Annotated in this window: 16 protein-coding genes; 3 read left to right on the forward strand and 13 right to left on the reverse strand. The window is 63.4% G+C overall.

Annotation, left to right across the window (positions count from 1 at the left end; translation table 11 throughout):
• From EOA22_RS08560 to EOA22_RS08570, 3 genes are all read left to right on the forward strand, one after another.
• A partial coding sequence (locus EOA22_RS08560; protein WP_164755321.1) for a 2-dehydropantoate 2-reductase occupies positions 1-550 on the forward strand: 550 nt, incomplete at its 5' end.
• A gap of 95 nt (positions 551-645) precedes the next feature.
• Positions 646-1,029, forward strand: a complete 384-nt coding sequence (locus EOA22_RS08565) for a VOC family protein (protein WP_082826717.1) — start codon at positions 646-648, stop codon at positions 1,027-1,029.
• 104 nt (positions 1,030-1,133) lie between these two features.
• Complete coding sequence (locus tag EOA22_RS08570) at positions 1,134-1,367, forward strand: hypothetical protein (protein WP_063169708.1); 234 nt, start codon at positions 1,134-1,136, stop codon at positions 1,365-1,367.
• An 82-nt stretch (positions 1,368-1,449) separates the two neighbouring features.
• Here the strand turns inward: EOA22_RS08570 and EOA22_RS08575 are convergent, their stop codons facing one another.
• The 13 genes from EOA22_RS08575 to EOA22_RS08635 all read right to left on the reverse strand — a co-directional run.
• Positions 1,450-2,508, reverse strand: a complete 1,059-nt coding sequence (locus tag EOA22_RS08575; protein WP_063169707.1) for an aminopeptidase — start codon at positions 2,506-2,508, stop codon at positions 1,450-1,452.
• A gap of 91 nt (positions 2,509-2,599) precedes the next feature.
• A complete protein-coding gene (locus EOA22_RS08580) occupies positions 2,600-3,247 on the reverse strand; it encodes a class I SAM-dependent methyltransferase (protein ID WP_063169706.1) in 648 nt (215 codons plus the stop codon).
• Between the two features lie 98 nt (positions 3,248-3,345).
• Positions 3,346-4,317 (reverse strand): branched-chain amino acid ABC transporter permease, encoded by a 972-nt coding sequence (locus EOA22_RS08585; RefSeq protein ID WP_024502115.1) that lies wholly within the window; start codon positions 4,315-4,317, stop codon positions 3,346-3,348.
• A 22-nt stretch (positions 4,318-4,339) separates the two neighbouring features.
• Positions 4,340-5,227 carry a branched-chain amino acid ABC transporter permease gene (locus EOA22_RS08590; RefSeq protein WP_063170419.1) on the reverse strand — a complete coding sequence of 296 codons (888 nt, stop codon included), beginning with the start codon at positions 5,225-5,227 and terminating at the stop codon, positions 4,340-4,342.
• 7 nt (positions 5,228-5,234) lie between these two features.
• The gene (locus EOA22_RS08595; protein WP_013528528.1) at positions 5,235-5,945 is read right to left on the reverse strand and encodes an ABC transporter ATP-binding protein; all 711 of its coding nucleotides are present in this window, start codon (positions 5,943-5,945) and stop codon (positions 5,235-5,237) included.
• Positions 5,938-6,717, reverse strand: coding sequence for an ABC transporter ATP-binding protein (locus tag EOA22_RS08600; RefSeq protein WP_063169705.1), 780 nt, complete (start codon positions 6,715-6,717; stop codon positions 5,938-5,940). Before EOA22_RS08600 ends, EOA22_RS08595 begins: the two co-directional genes overlap by 8 nt.
• Before the next feature lie 12 nt (positions 6,718-6,729).
• Positions 6,730-7,938 carry an ABC transporter substrate-binding protein gene (locus tag EOA22_RS08605; protein WP_013528530.1) on the reverse strand — a complete coding sequence of 403 codons (1,209 nt, stop codon included), beginning with the start codon at positions 7,936-7,938 and terminating at the stop codon, positions 6,730-6,732.
• A gap of 206 nt (positions 7,939-8,144) precedes the next feature.
• A complete protein-coding gene (locus EOA22_RS08610) occupies positions 8,145-9,908 on the reverse strand; it encodes an ABC transporter ATP-binding protein (RefSeq protein ID WP_063169704.1) in 1,764 nt (587 codons plus the stop codon).
• A gap of 46 nt (positions 9,909-9,954) precedes the next feature.
• Positions 9,955-10,899, reverse strand: coding sequence for an acetamidase/formamidase family protein (locus EOA22_RS08615; RefSeq protein WP_024502120.1), 945 nt, complete (start codon positions 10,897-10,899; stop codon positions 9,955-9,957).
• Positions 10,889-12,532, reverse strand: coding sequence for an ABC transporter substrate-binding protein (locus tag EOA22_RS08620; RefSeq protein WP_063169703.1), 1,644 nt, complete (start codon positions 12,530-12,532; stop codon positions 10,889-10,891). The genes EOA22_RS08615 and EOA22_RS08620 overlap by 11 nt, the downstream gene beginning before the upstream one ends.
• Positions 12,533-12,565: 33 nt before the next feature.
• Positions 12,566-13,486, reverse strand: coding sequence for an ABC transporter permease (locus EOA22_RS08625; protein WP_024502122.1), 921 nt, complete (start codon positions 13,484-13,486; stop codon positions 12,566-12,568).
• Positions 13,483-14,349, reverse strand: a complete 867-nt coding sequence (locus EOA22_RS08630) for an ABC transporter permease (protein ID WP_128278528.1) — start codon at positions 14,347-14,349, stop codon at positions 13,483-13,485. Before EOA22_RS08630 ends, EOA22_RS08625 begins: the two co-directional genes overlap by 4 nt.
• Before the next feature lie 19 nt (positions 14,350-14,368).
• Positions 14,369-14,624: ANTAR domain-containing protein (locus EOA22_RS08635; protein ID WP_127389923.1), on the reverse strand; the 256-nt coding region annotated here is incomplete at its 5' end.

Genomic DNA, 14,624 nt, shown 5'->3' on the forward strand with positions numbered 1-14,624 from the left:
CGTCTATCCCGCGGTCGAGGTCGATGCGCCGGGGCTCATCCGCCATGTCGAGGGCAAACGCTTCTCGCTCGGCGAACCCTCGGGCGAGCGCAGCGAACGGGTCACGCTTCTGGCCGAGGAGATGGTCAAGGGCGGCTTGCAGGCGCCGGTGCGCGAAGACATCCGCAGCGAGATCTGGGTAAAACTGTGGGGCAATCTTTCGTTCAACCCGATCTCGGCGCTGACCGGCAGCACGCTTGCCGCGATCGTTGCCGACGAGGGCACCCGCACGCTCGCCCGCACCATGATGCTGGAGGCGCAGGCGATCGGCGAAAGCCTCGGCGTGCGTTTTCCCATCGCGGTCGACCGGCGCATCAAGGGCGCCGGCGATGTCGGCGAGCACAAGACCTCGATGCTGCAGGACCTGGAGCGTGGCCGGCCGATGGAGATCGACGCGCTGGTGAGCGCGGTGCAGGAACTTGGCAGGCTAACGGACAAGCCGACCCCGACCATCGATGCCGTGCTGGCGCTGGTGCGGCGGCTGGCGGTGGAACGCGGGTGTTATGGATAATGGGCTCGGGGTTGATCAGCACCGTGGCGAGGGCGCGACGATCCAGGCCTTGAAGCGCCTTGGCCTCATCTCCCAGCTTGACCAGGGTTAGCAGCATGCTGAACGCCATTCACCACGTCGCGCTCATCTGCACCGACTACGACCGGTCGCGACGGTTCTACGTCGAACTCCTCGGCCTCGATCTGATCCGGGAGGTTTATCGGGAGGAGCGGCAGTCATGGAAGGCGGATCTGCGGATCGGGTCGGCCCAACTGGAATTGTTCTCCTTCCCTGCACCGGCGACGCGGCCGTCCCACCCAGAGGCTACAGGCCTGAGACATCTGGCATTCGCGGTGGCTAATCTTGATCCCGTGATTATCCGCCTGGAAGCCGCAGGCGTTGCCGTCGAGCCAATCCGGATCGATCCATACACAGACCAACGGTTTACCTTTTTCAGGGACCCGGATGGATTGCCGCTGGAACTCTACGAAGCCCCATAAGGAACGGTTCGATTTCACGATGGGCGCTTTGTACTGACGGTCTCGGTATCGGCGGACCGCGAATCTGTGCTAAGCGCCGCCCAACTAACCAAAGGACGACACCAATGAGCGAACTGACCGTGGCCGAGGCGACCGAGAGCATCTATGCCTCGCTCCGGGCGGACAATGCCGACATCGACACACATATCGCGGCGCTTAAGGCGGCGCTGACGCGAGAGGGGATCAAACAGGCGGTGTTCGATCCGACCAAGCTGGCGCAGAACAACCGCTCGGGCCGCAAGTTGATGCAGGCTTATTTTCGGCAACGCGGCGTGAGCGTGAAGTTTTCGGACCAGTAGAACCGCGCGCGATCTCAACCGTGTGATTGGTTGGTTTCGGACGCATGTTCTCCGACGCTCCGGGCCCTCCCATTTGACCGACTCAATAACAGCGATCTGCGGCCGCAAGGGCTTCGGCACGGTGAGCTTGGTCCAGTGCGCCAATCCGTCGGACCGACGCATAGAACCTGACATAGTCGCCCGAGCACAGATCGAACAGGCGCAGAAACGCGGTCACCCGATCGCTATAGACGGAAGTCGCGGCGAGCTTTGCATTGTTGATCGGGGAAGCGAACCAGGCATCGTATCCCCGGTATCGGCCCCAGCGCCTGTCGCGCATGTGTCGGTAGCGCATCCGCAGCCGTTCAATCGCCGCCGTCTTTGCGGCCAGTTTTTGCTCCGAGGTTCCGGCGTTGGAATAGACTTTTGCCAACTCGTCCCGTGTTTGCGACACCAGCGCAAGAAATTCAGCTTTGCGCCTCCGGGCGGCTTCGTAACGGCGCAATGCGGCGGTATCGCCAGCCGCGCGCAGCCATTTTCTCACGCCGGTCGTTTCGACGGCGACAGCGAACGACTCGTTGAATGCGGAATCGTCGTGCACGTAGACGCGCTGGTGGGCCAGTTCATGGAACACCAGCCCTGCAAGATAGGTTTTATCCTCGCTGAACATCGTGCTCAGCAGCGGGTCACTCGACCAGCCAAGCGTGGAATATGCGGTGATGCCCGTCACATAGACATCCATGCCCTGTCCTTGAAGTTCGGCAGCGGTTTCAATTGCGGACTTCCTGGAGAAATATCCCCGGTAGGGCACGCAGCCGAAAACGGGAAAACACCATGTTCGCGGCGTCAGCGAGAATGCCGGCGCGGCGAAGACGGCCCATGTCACCGAATCCCGGCCGATATCGACATAGCTGCGGTAGCTGCTGTTGTCGGGCAGCGCCAGTTCATCCGTTGCGAACTGTCGTATGGCGCTCGCCGATGCCATTCGAGCGCGCAATGCCTTCGGCGTCGAAGGGTCCTCGATCAGTTTTCCGACATCCTGGCGCGCCGTCATGATCCGCAGATGACCCTGCACGGATTGCGCGTAATAGGAAACACTGGTGCAGCCGGTCGCGCCAGACACCACGATCATAACGGCAACCAATCGAAAGAATGCGCGCATCACGATTTGCCCACAGCAGTGCTCCCGTACCGATCGGGCGATTGTCGCGATTGCCCCAGGTCCCAAGCAGCCGCATCGATTTGATCGAGGTCTATAGCTTTCTAAAGAATCCGGACAGAATATTCGGACCCACTTCGCCAGGGCGCAGTCTGATCCCGTCCTCGAAGCAGTTCAGCGTCATGCATTCGAAGCCGCTGCGTGCGAGGAATGCCACCAGCGAGTCACGATCGAAGTGGTGGAGGTGCTCGTCGGGAAGACGCATACGCCACGTCCGGAACCAGGCGTCGCCGTCGGCGCCGAGCTCGCGCCAGCGGCAATAAGGGACGGCGACGGCCAGGTAGCGGGCCTTAAGCCGGGCGAGGAAACCCAGATCCGGGATATGCTCAAGCACATCGAACATGGCGACGAGATCCCACGAGCTGGAGAGCGCCTCATCCCAATCGACGAAGCGGACGCCCTTGGGCAGCGGAAACCTGGTTATGTCGCAGCCGGCGCAGTCGGCGACCCCGGTTATTTTCGCGGCTTCGATGAATGTGCCGGTGCCATATCCAATCTCCAGCACGGACCGGGGGATCTCGCCAGTGATCCCCAGCACCCAGCCGAGTCGCTGATATCCGAGCTTGATGGTCCGGTCACTCAGGTCCTCGTAATAGGAAATGTACTGCTTGTCATACTTGATCGGTTTGGAGTCGACCTGGTGGATCACGCCAAACCCGTCCACCGCGTAGTTGTCCAACATTGGCGTGCGGCCCCCCAGGTTCCGAGTTCCTTACCGGCAGAACTAGGACGCAACCGGACAATCGAGCGGTCAGGTATTCAGCCGCCAGCTTGAACTGCTCAGTCCTTGCCCGCCCGCTTGAAAATCCGCGCATAAAATTCGCCGACGATGCCGCGCCGGAAGATCAGCACGCACACCATGAAGATGAGGCCGGTGGCGATGGTCACCGGAAAGCCGGAAGTGGCAAGCGTGTTTTCCAGGCCAATGACAAGGCTGGCGCCGATGATCGGCCCGACCATGGTGCCGATGCCGCCGAGAAGCGTCATCAGGATCACTTCGCCCGACATCTGCCAGGTGACGTCGGTGAGCGTGGCGAACTGGAAAACGATCGCCTTGAGCGAGCCGGCCAGCCCGGCCAGGGCCGCCGACATGACGAAGGCGCCCAGCTTGTAGTTGGCGACGGAATAGCCCAGCGAAATGGCGCGGTTCTCGTTCTCGCGGATCGAGCGCAGGATCATGCCGAACGGCGAGTTGACGATGCGCCAGATGGCGAAGACGCCGATCAGGAACACCGCCAGCACGAAGTAATACATGTTCAGCGAGACGTTCAGGTCGAGGACGCCAAGCAGCATGCCGCGCGGCACGCCCTGAATGCCGTCCTCGCCTTGCGTGAAGGGCGACTGCACACAGAAGAAGAAGAACATCTGCGACAGCGCCAGCGTGATCATGGCGAAATAGATGCCTTGCCGGCGAATGGCGAAAAAGCCCATGACAAGGCCGAGCAAGGCCGCACCCGCCATGCCGAGCAGAATGCCGGCTTCCGGCGGCCAGCCCCAGACCTTGACGGCATGCGCGGTGAAGTAGGCGGCGCCGCCGAAGAAGGTGGCGTGGCCGAACGATAAGAGCCCGGTATAGCCGAGCAGAAGATTGAACGCGCAGGCAAACAGCGCGAAACACAGCATCTTCATCAGGAAGATCGGATAGATCAGGAAAGGCGCTACCAGCAGCGCCAGGATGCCGAGCCCGACCAGCATCCATTCCAGCCGTGCCGAGGTTTTGGCCGATGCCTCGCGAAGCGTCAGTTCGGTCATGTCAGATGTCCCTTCCGACATGTCAAGCGTCCCTTCCGAACAGGCCAGCCGGCCGGACCAGAAGCACGATGGCCATGATGACGAAGACCACGAGATTGGAGGCCTCGGGGTAGAAGACCTTGGTCAGGCCCTCGGCGAGGCCAAGCATGTAGCCGGTGACGATCGCACCGAGGATCGATCCCATGCCGCCGACCACCACCACCGCGAAGACGACGATGATGAGGTCCGATCCCATAAGCGGGCTCACCTGATAGATCGGTGCTGCCAGAATGCCGGCAAGCCCGGCCAGCGCGGAGCCAAGGCCGTAGGTGAGGGTCAGCAGCAACGGCACGTTGACGCCGAAAGCCTGGACGAGACGGGGATTCTCGGTTGCCGCGCGCAGATAGGATCCAAGCCTGGTCTTCTCGATCAGCGCCCAGGTGCCGAAGCAGACGATCAGCGAGGCGACCACGACCCAGCCGCGATAGTTGGGCAGGAACATGAAGCCGAGATTGGTGCCGCCGGCAAGCAGCGGCGGCACGGCGTAGGGGTTTCCCGAGACGCCGTAATAATAGCGGAAGATGCCTTCGAGTACGAGCGCGAGGCCGAAGGTGAAGAGCAGCCCGTAGAGCGGATCGAGATCGTACAGCCTCGACAGCGCCAGGCGCTCGACCACGACGCCGAAGATGCCAACTATCAGCGGCACAAGGATCAAAGCGGGCCAATAGCCGATGCCGAGATGGGTGAGAAGCAGGTAGCCGACGAAGGCGCCGAACATATACTGGGCGCCATGGGCGAAATTGATGACGCGCAGCAAGCCGAATATGACAGCCAGGCCCAGGCTCAGCATGGCGTAGAACGAGCCGTTGATCAGGCCGACCAGCAACTGGCCGAGGAAGGCCTGAACCGGGATTCCGAAGATCATCGTCATGGCGCCATCATACACCCAGGACTTCGTGGAGCTGCGCCATGCGGTCCGGCAGTTCGCCGACCGGAAACCCCGCCACCACCTTGCCGTGCTCCATCAGATAGAAACGGTCGGCGACACGACTGGCGAAGCGAAAGTTCTGCTCGACCAGCAGGATCGTCATGCCGCGCTTTTTCAACGTCGCCAGCAACGCGCCGATGCGCTGCACGATGACGGGAGCGAGCCCCTCCGTCGGTTCGTCGAGGAGCAGCATCTTCACGCCGGTTCGCAGCATGCGCGCGATCGCCAGCATCTGCTGTTCGCCGCCCGACAGCCTGGTGCCGGGACTGTTGCGCCGCTCCTTCAGATTGGGGAACAGATCGAATATCTCCTCGACGCTCATGCCGCCCTGCGCGACGACCGGCGGCAGAACCAGATTCTCGTCCACGGTCAGCGTTGCGAAGATGCCGCGCTCCTCCGGCACGAAGCCGATGCCTTGATGGGCGGTGCGGTGCAGCGGCAGCCGCATCAGGTCCTTGCCGTCGAAGGCGATCCGGCCGGTCCGCTTGCGGATCAACCCCATGATGGCGCGCAGCGTCGTCGTCTTGCCGACGCCATTGCGGCCGAGCAGCGTGACCGTCTCGCCGGCAAACACTTCCAGATCGACACCGTGCAGCGCATGGCCCTCGCCATACCAGGCGTTGAGGCCGGTGACGGCAAGCAGAGGTGCGGCACTAGTCATCGGCGGTGCCCATATAGGCGATCTTGACGCGCTCGTCGCGGCTAACGGTGGCGTAGTCGCCAGCGGCCAGCACCTCGCCGCGCTGCATGACCGTTATCCAGTCGCAAAGGTCGGCCACCACGGTCAGATTGTGCTCGACCATCAGCACGGCGCGATCCCTGGCAACCGAACGGATGAGGCTGGAAACCGTGGCCACGTCCTCATGCCCCATGCCGGCCATCGGCTCGTCCAGCAGCAGCACTTTCGGATCGAGCGCGAGCGTCGTGGCGATCTCCAGCACGCGTTTTCTGCCATAGGAAAGATCGCCGGCGAGCCTGTTCCTGGCGTCGTCGAGACCAACCGAGCGCAGCAATTCCTCGGCGCGCGGGGTCAGCCGGTCGAGCGCCGCGAGCGAGCGCCAGAATTGAACGGCAAGACCACCCGGCCGCTGCAGCGCGACGCGAACATTGTCGAGCACGCTGAGGTGCGGAAAAATCGCCGATATCTGGAACGAGCGCACCAGCCCCATCCGCGCAACCCTGGCCGGCGAGGTGCGGGTGATGTCGTGGCCAAGCAGCTCGATCCTGCCGCTGGTCGGCGCCAGGAACTTGGTGAGCAGGTTGAAGACGGTCGTCTTGCCGGCGCCGTTGGGTCCGATCAGGGCATGGATGTTGCCATGGCGGACATCGATATCGACGTTTTTGACGGCGATGAAGCCGGCAAAGTCGCGTCGCAACCCGCGGGCGGAAAGCACAACCCGCGGCTCGTTCGCGTCCAGGTCAGTCGGCGCCATCGGCCGCGCCGATCACTGGCCGGCCGTCGGACAGCCGCTTTCCTTCTCGCTGAGGAAGGCCTCGTTGCCTGGAATGGTGGCGAGATATTTGTAGTAGTCCCAATCCTTGGTGCTCTCGGCTGGCGACTTGACCTGGTAGAGGTACATGTCGTGAACCATGTTGCCGTCCGCCTGCACCTTGCCGTTGGTTATCACCGCGTCGTCCACAGGCATCGAATGCAGCTGCTTGGCGACGGCTTCGGTCTCGTCCGTGCCGGCTTTGTCGATCGCCTTCAAATACTGCGTCACCGCCGAATAGGTCGCGGCCTGGATCATGTTCGGCATGCGGTTGGTGCGCTTGAAAAAGCGCTGCCCGAATTCGCGGCTCTTGTCGTCGCGATCCCAGTAATAGCCTTCGGTCAGCACGACGCCCTGCGCCGCTTGAAGGCCAAGCCCATGCACCTCGGCCAGCGTGAACAGGAGTGCGGCAAGACGCTGGCCGCCCTGCACGATACCGAATTCGGCCGCCTGCTTGATGGAGTTGGAGGTATCGAGGCCGGCATTGGCCAGGCCGATGACCTTGGCGCCCGACGATTGCGCCTGCAGCAGGAAGGACGAATAATCGGTCGATCCCAGGGGATAACGCACCTCGCCCAGCACCTTGCCGCCATGGCTTTCGACGAACTTGGTGGTCTGATCCTTCAGCGAGTAGCCGAATGCATAGTCGACGGTGACGAAGAACCAGCTGTCGCCGCCCTGCTGCACGAGAGAGCCGCCGGTACCCACCGCCTGCGAGTGAGTGTCATAGGCCCAGTGGAAGCCGTAGGGCGAGCACTGTTTGCCGGTCAGCTCCGTGGTCGCCGCGCCGGTGACGATGTCGATCTTCTTCTTTTCCTTGGAAATCCCCTGGACGGCGAGCGCTACCGAAGAGGTCGTCAGTTCCATGATGGCATCGACTTGCTCGGTGTCGTACCACTGCCGGGCGATGTTGGAGGCGATATCCGGCTTGTTCTGGTGGTCGGCGCTGATGATTTCTATCGGCGCTCCCTGCACCTTGCCGCCGAAATCCTCAACGGCCATCTTGGCCGCCTCGACCGACCACTTGCCGCCGAAGTCGGCGTAGACGCCCGACTGGTCGTTGAGGATGCCGATCTTGACCTTGCCGTCGGAAATTTCGGCGGCCGAAGCGGGGATCGCGGATGCGGCGAGAAGTGCCGCGGAAACGAAAAGGCTTACCTTCATGGTTGACTTCCTCCCATAGCGATGAATCCGACCGACCCTCCTACGATCGATCATCGCAATGGTATTGAACATGAGGAAGATAGGGACAGAGGGCAAGAGGCCGTTAGGGATTTAGTGTTCGAAGCGATACGGTTTGGCGGCGCAACGCGAGCCTTGGGCGAGAGATAGAGACACAAACATGTGAACCGCCCGGCGGCAGTGCCGGCTCAGCCCTCGGCGGCGACGAGGTGGCCGTTGCCGACATCCCTCAGCGCCAGTTTCAGCGGCGCCTCGCCGATCCTGCGGGTGGCGCTCGGGATTTCCTGGTCGAGGCGCGCGAAGCGGCTTCTGCGCTGCGCGGGATCGGGCACGGGCACGGCTTCGATCAGGCGCCTGGTGTAGGGATGGCGCGGGTTGGAAAAGACCTGGTCGCGGGTGCCCATCTCGACGATCTGGCCGAGATACATGACGGCGACGCGGTCGGAGATGTTCTCGACCACCGCCATGTCATGCGAGATGAAGAGATAGGCGACGCCGAATTCGCGCTGCAATTCCTTCAACAGATCGAGCACGCGCGCCTGCACCGAGACGTCGAGCGCCGAGACGCTTTCGTCGGCGATGATCAGCTTCGGCCGCAGTGCAAGCGCGCGGGCAATGCAGACGCGCTGGCGCTGGCCGCCGGAGAATTCATGCGGATAGAGTTCCATCTGGTCGGCCGACAGGCCGACGCGCTCGAACAGCGCTGCGACACGCTCGCTGCGCTCTTCCTTCGAGGCGATACCGTGGATCAGCAGCGGCTCGGCGACGAGGTCGCCGACACGCATGCGTGGGTCCAACGAGGCATAGGGGTCCTGGAAAATCATCTGCACGTCGCGGCGCACCGCCTTGCGCTCGTCGCGGCCGAGGCCGGACAGATTGCGGCCGCCAATGGCGATGTCGCCGCTGTAGGGCACCAGTCCGGCCAGCGCCTTGGCGGTGGTCGACTTGCCACAACCGGATTCGCCGACCAGCGCCAGCGTCTCGTTGGGCGCGATCGAGAAGCTGACGCCTTCGACGGCGTGGACGCAACGAGTGACCCGGCCGAAGAAGCCGCCATGCAGGTCGAAACGGACATGCAGGTCCTTGACGTCAGCGACATTGGCCGGCGTTGCCGTCTCGGCACTCCTGGATTCCTGGCGACCGATACCGCTGCCGATGCGCGGCACGGCGGCCAGCAGCTCGCGCGTGTAGCCGGCTTGCGGCCTGGCGAAAATGTCAGCGGTTTTTCCCTCTTCGACCATGCGGCCATGCCGCATGATGATGACGCGGTCGGCCATTTCGGCGACGACGCCCATGTCATGAGTGATGAGGATGACGCTGGTGCCATGCTGGCGCTGCAGATCGCGCAAAAGTTCCAGCACCTCGCCTTGCACGGTGACGTCGAGCGCCGTCGTCGGCTCGTCGGCGATCAGCACGTCCGGCTCGAGCGCCAGCGCCATGGCGATCATCACCCGCTGGCGCATGCCGCCGGACAGTTCGTGCGGAAACTGCTTTAGCCGGCTTTCGGCTTCCGAAATGCGCACCGCCTTCAGCGCCTCGATGGCACGCTGGCGAGCCTCGCTCTGCGACAGGGAGGTATGCGCCTCGATGGATTCGGTGAGCTGCCGGCCGATCGACAGCACCGGGTTGAGTGAGGTCATCGGCTCCTGGAAGATCATGGCGATGCGGTTGCCGCGAATGCGCCGCATCCGGCGCTCGTCCAGAATCGTCAGATCTGTATCGCCGAGATGGACCTTGCCGGATGAAATCCTGGCGGCAGGCTGCGGCAGAAGCTGCATGATGGCCAGAGCGGTCATCGATTTGCCGGAGCCGGATTCACCGGCAATGCACAGCGTCTCGCCACGAGACAACGTCAGCGACAGGTCGGAGACGACCTCGCGCTCGCCCTCCTCGCCGCGCACGCTGACGGAGAGGTTGGCGATGTCGAGTATGGGTTCGCTGGCGGTGATCATTGCGCGCGTGACCCGGAGAGGGATTTACTCCGGCACCCCCCCCTCCTCATTCAAACACGCAGCGCGGAAAGTAGAACGACACCACCCAGTTCGGCATGTCAACGATCTCGCTGATGCGGAGATCGCCGCAGACCGAGGCCAGCATATAGGCCTCGACTGGGTCGATGTGATAACGACCGGCGAGCAGGTCGACCATCTGCGCAACCGCTTCCCTGGCGCCGGTCATCAGGTCCGGACCGATGCCGGTCGTCACCTCATAGCCCTTGGCGTCGAGATGGCGCGTCACCGGGCCTGGCGTGGTGAAGCGCGGCGTCTTCAGCCTGGCATCCTTGACCAGGTCGAGCTTGAGCACGACGTCCATCGGACTTTCGATCGCCGTGCCGCAGACCTCGCCGTCACCTTGCGCGGCATGGGTGTCGCCGACCGAAAACAGCGCGCCCGCCACTTCCACCGGCAGATAGAGCGTGGTGCCGGCGGCGAGATCGCGGATGTCGAGATTGCCGCCGACGCGCCTTGGCGGCACCACCGAGTGGTGGCCCTTTTCCGCCAGCGCGTTGCCTATGGTGCCGGCGAAGGGTTTCAACGGCACACGCGCATTCTTGCCGAACAGCGCCGGCTCGAGCGAGGCAGCGTCGTATTTCCAGATGTTCAGCGCCGGCTCCTTGAAGTCGTCGGCGAGCAGCCCAAAGCCCGGAATGTTGGCCGTCCAGCCGAAGCCGGACGGCTTGAACATCTCGATCGTCACCTTCAGCGCGTCACCCGGCTCGGCCCCCTCGACGAAGATCGGCCCGGTCACCGGATTGACGGTGGCGAAGTCGAGCTTGGCGACGTCGGCGACCGTGCTGCCGGCCTGCAACTGGCCGCCGGAGGAATCGAGGCACTGGAACTCGATCGTCGAGCCGGGCGCCACCCGCTCGGCCGGGGCAAACGAATTGTCCCAGCCGAAATGATGTTGGCGCCCGTGGATGGTGTAGTCGCAGTTATTGCACATCTTTTACGTACACATTGTCGTAGTTGATCGGGATATGAACCGGGTCGACATAGAGGTTGTCGGCGCCGCCCATGCGCGCCGATTTCATGGTGAAGCGCTGCTCGTTGAAGACCGGCGCCCAGGGCGCGTCTTCCATCACCTTGTCGTAGATGGCGCTCCACATCTTGTCGCGTTCGCCTGATTTAGCCGGGTCGACCACCGAGTCGGCCTCGGCCGCCTTGGCGTCGAGATCCTTGTTGCAATACCACGACCAGTTCCAGCCGCCGGGCACCGCACCGGCGCAGCCGAGGATCGGGCCGTAGAAGTTCGACGGATCCGGGAAGTCGGCGATCCAGGCCATGCCGCCGGACCAGATCATCGGTGCGCCGGCCTTGTCGCCGCCGGCGGCAATCACGTTTGCCTGCGCCAGCGACTGGATGCTGGCCTTGATGCCGATCGCCGCCAGATCCTGCTGGATCGCCTGGGCGATGCGCGGGTTGGGATCGGTGTTCATGGCAAACAGCTGTGTCTCGAAGCCGTCGGGGTGGCCAGCCTCTGCGAGCAGCGCCTTGGCCTTGGCGACGTCATAGGGATAGCCCTTGTATTCCTTGTCGTAGCCCGGCATCGACGGCGGCAGCGGCTGGTTGGCCGGCACGGCGCGGCCGTTGATGATCTGGATGACGCGCGCCTTGTTGATCGCCATGTTGACTGCCTGGCGCACCTTAACATTGTCGAACGGCGCCATGGTGGTGTTCATGGTGACATAGCCGGTGTGCAGCTGGCCGCCTTCGACGACGCGTGCCTTCTGCTCGGGATCGGCCATCACCTCCTGGAATTTTGCTGGCGGAATGCCGTCGCCGGGGACGTCGATCTCGCCCTTCTGCAGGCGCAGCAGCGCCACGATCGGCTCCTGGCCGATCTCGAAGGTGATCTTGTCCAGATGCGGCAGGCCCTTGTGCCAATAGTCCGCATTGCGCTCGAAGACGATGCGCTCGCCGAGCGTCCACTCGGCGAGCTTGAAGGCGCCGGTGCCGACCGGATGCTTGCCGAAATCGGCGCCGTATTTCTCGACCTCTTCCTTCGGCACGACATGGGCGAAGTTGATGGCCATCACATGCAGGAAGGTGGCGTCGGGGCGGGTCAATTCGAATTTGACCGTGTAAGGGTCGACGACGGTGACGCCGGAGAGGCTCTCGGCCTTGCCGGCGGCGACATCGTCATAGCCCTTGATCGAGCCGAAGAAGCCGGCGCCGGGGCTCTGCGTCTTCGGATTGGTGACGCGGTCGAGCGAATATTTCACGTCGTCGGCCGTCATCTCGCGGCCATTGTGGAATTTCACGCCATGGCGCAGCTTGAAGGTGAAGGTCTTGCCGTCGGGCGAAATCTCGTAGCTTTCGGCGAGGTCGGGTTTCAAATTGGTGGTGCCCGGCTCGTAGTCCATCAACCCGTCGAACAGACTCTTGATCATCGACCAGTTCTGCCAGTCATAGCCGATCGCCGGATCGAGCGTGGCGACGTCGTCCTTGTAGGTGATGGTGATGGCGCCGCCCTGCTTGGCGTTCGGATCGACGGCGTCCTCGGCGCGAACGCTCGTCATGCCGAGCATCAGCGCCAGCGCCGATGCCGCTACCGTGGATGCGAGAAACCTTTTCATTTTTATGTTCCCTTTCTCTGTCTGGTTTTCATTTCATCTGAGCTTGATGCGGGGGTCGATGAAGGGCGCGATGATGTCGGCCAGCAGATTGCCCAGCACGATGGCGAAGGCCGACACCAGCGTCACACCCATGATGATCGGGATGTCGACGCGCTGGATGGCCTGCCAGGCGAGCTGGCCAATGCCGGGCCAGCCGAATACGCTTTCGACGACGACGATGCCGCCCATGAAGATGCCTATGTCGATGCCGATCATGGCGATCACCGGCAGGATGGCGTTGGGCAGCGCATGGCGGAACAGGATAGCTCGCCGCGCCAGGCCTTTGGCGCGGGCGGTGCGCACGTAATCCTGGCGCAGCACGTCGATCATCGACGAGCGCATCATGCGCGCGTACCAGCCCGCGCCGAGGATTCCCATGGTCAGTGACGGCAGCACCAGATGACGCCAGGTGCCGTAGCCGCCGATCGGGAACCAGCTGAGCCGCACGGCAAAGACGTAGAGCAGCAGCAGACCGACGACGAATTGCGGCGCCGAGACGCCGACGAAGGAGGCGACCATCAGCGTCTGGTCAGTGGCGGTGCCGCGCTTGACGGCGGCGATCAGGCCCATGCTCAGGCCGAGCAACAGCTCGCACAGGATGGCGCCGACCATCAGCAACAGGCTGGCCGGCAGCCGCGAAACGATCAGCTCGGTGACTTCGGAGCGCTGGATGTAGGAGCGGCCGAGATCGCCGCTGACGAGCTTCGTGAGATAGCGCCAGTACTGGACGACGAACGGCTGGTCGAGGCCGAGCTGCTGGCGGATGTTCTCGACCGTCTGCGGCGTGGCACTGCGGCCGGCGATCTGGCGCACCGGATCGGCGGGCAGGAGATAGAGCAGAGCGAAGGTGATCAGCGAGACGCCGAGCAGGATCAGCAGCGACTGGATGAGGCGGCGGCCGAGATAGGCGATCATGCCCGGCCTCTTTGCGTCGGATCGAGGATGTCGCGCAGCGCATCGCCGATCAGGTTGAAGGCGAGCGCCAGCGCCAGGATCGCGGCACCCGGAAAGAACACCAGCCAGGGTGCGGCCTGGAAATAGGTCTGGTTCTCGAAGATGATGTTGCCCCAGGACGCCGTGGGCGGCTGGACGCCGATGCCGAGGAAGGAGAGTGTCGCCTCGAGCAGCACGGTGGTCGAAATGCCGAGCGTGCCCCAGACGATGATGGTCGGTAAGAGATGCGGCAGGATGTGGCGAAACAGGATGCGCGGCGCGCTCGCGCCGATGGTGCGTTCGGCATCGATGAACTCACGCTCCGCCAGCGATGAGGTCTCGGTGTAGATGACGCGGGCGGTCTGCACCCAGTTGACCAAAGCGATGACCATGGCGACGATCCACAGGCTGGGCTCGAACACCGCGGCCAGGCAAATGGCGAGCAGCAGTGCCGGAAACGCCATCATCAAATCGGTGAAACGCATCAGCGCGCTGCCGATCCAGCCACGGAAATAGCCGGCGACAACACCGACCAGCGTGCCAATGAACAGTGCCACGCCATTGGCGACGATGCCGATGATCAGCGAGGTGCGGGCGCCGTAGAGGATGCGGGTCAGGAGGTCGCGGCCGAGCAAGTCGGTGCCCAGCCAGAATTTTGCATCCGGCGGCAAGGGCGAGCCCTCGATGGTCAGGCCGTCGAACATCTGCTCGTTGGGATCATAGCCAGTCAGCCATGGCGCCAGCACGGCGCCGGCAACGACGATGGCGACGATGACCAGCCCGAGCAGAGCCAGACGGCGCCTGACCAGCCGGCGCCAGACGCCGGCGCGCGGCTTGACCGGCATGCGCCCTGGCGCGGTGAGATCAGGCGCGATGGGACTGGTCATCGTCGCCTTCTTCGCCCGTTGCTTCTTCGCTTGTCATTGCCACGATCCGCCGCGCGGCATCCTCGACGCTGATCTGCCAGCTCATCGCCAGCGAGCGCAGCTGCGCATAGGCGCGGCCGTCATCGGCGCCTTTCGCCAGTGCCGTCACCGCGCGAACGATGGTCTGGCGTTCGGCAACGCGCTGGCGAAGCGAGGCGATCTCGCTGGCTAGGTGTGTTCGCGCCTCGAAACTC

It is taken from the genome of Mesorhizobium sp. M7A.F.Ca.US.014.04.1.1 (assembly GCF_003998745.1).
GTDB classification, from domain to species: Bacteria; Pseudomonadota; Alphaproteobacteria; order Rhizobiales; family Rhizobiaceae; genus Mesorhizobium; species Mesorhizobium ciceri.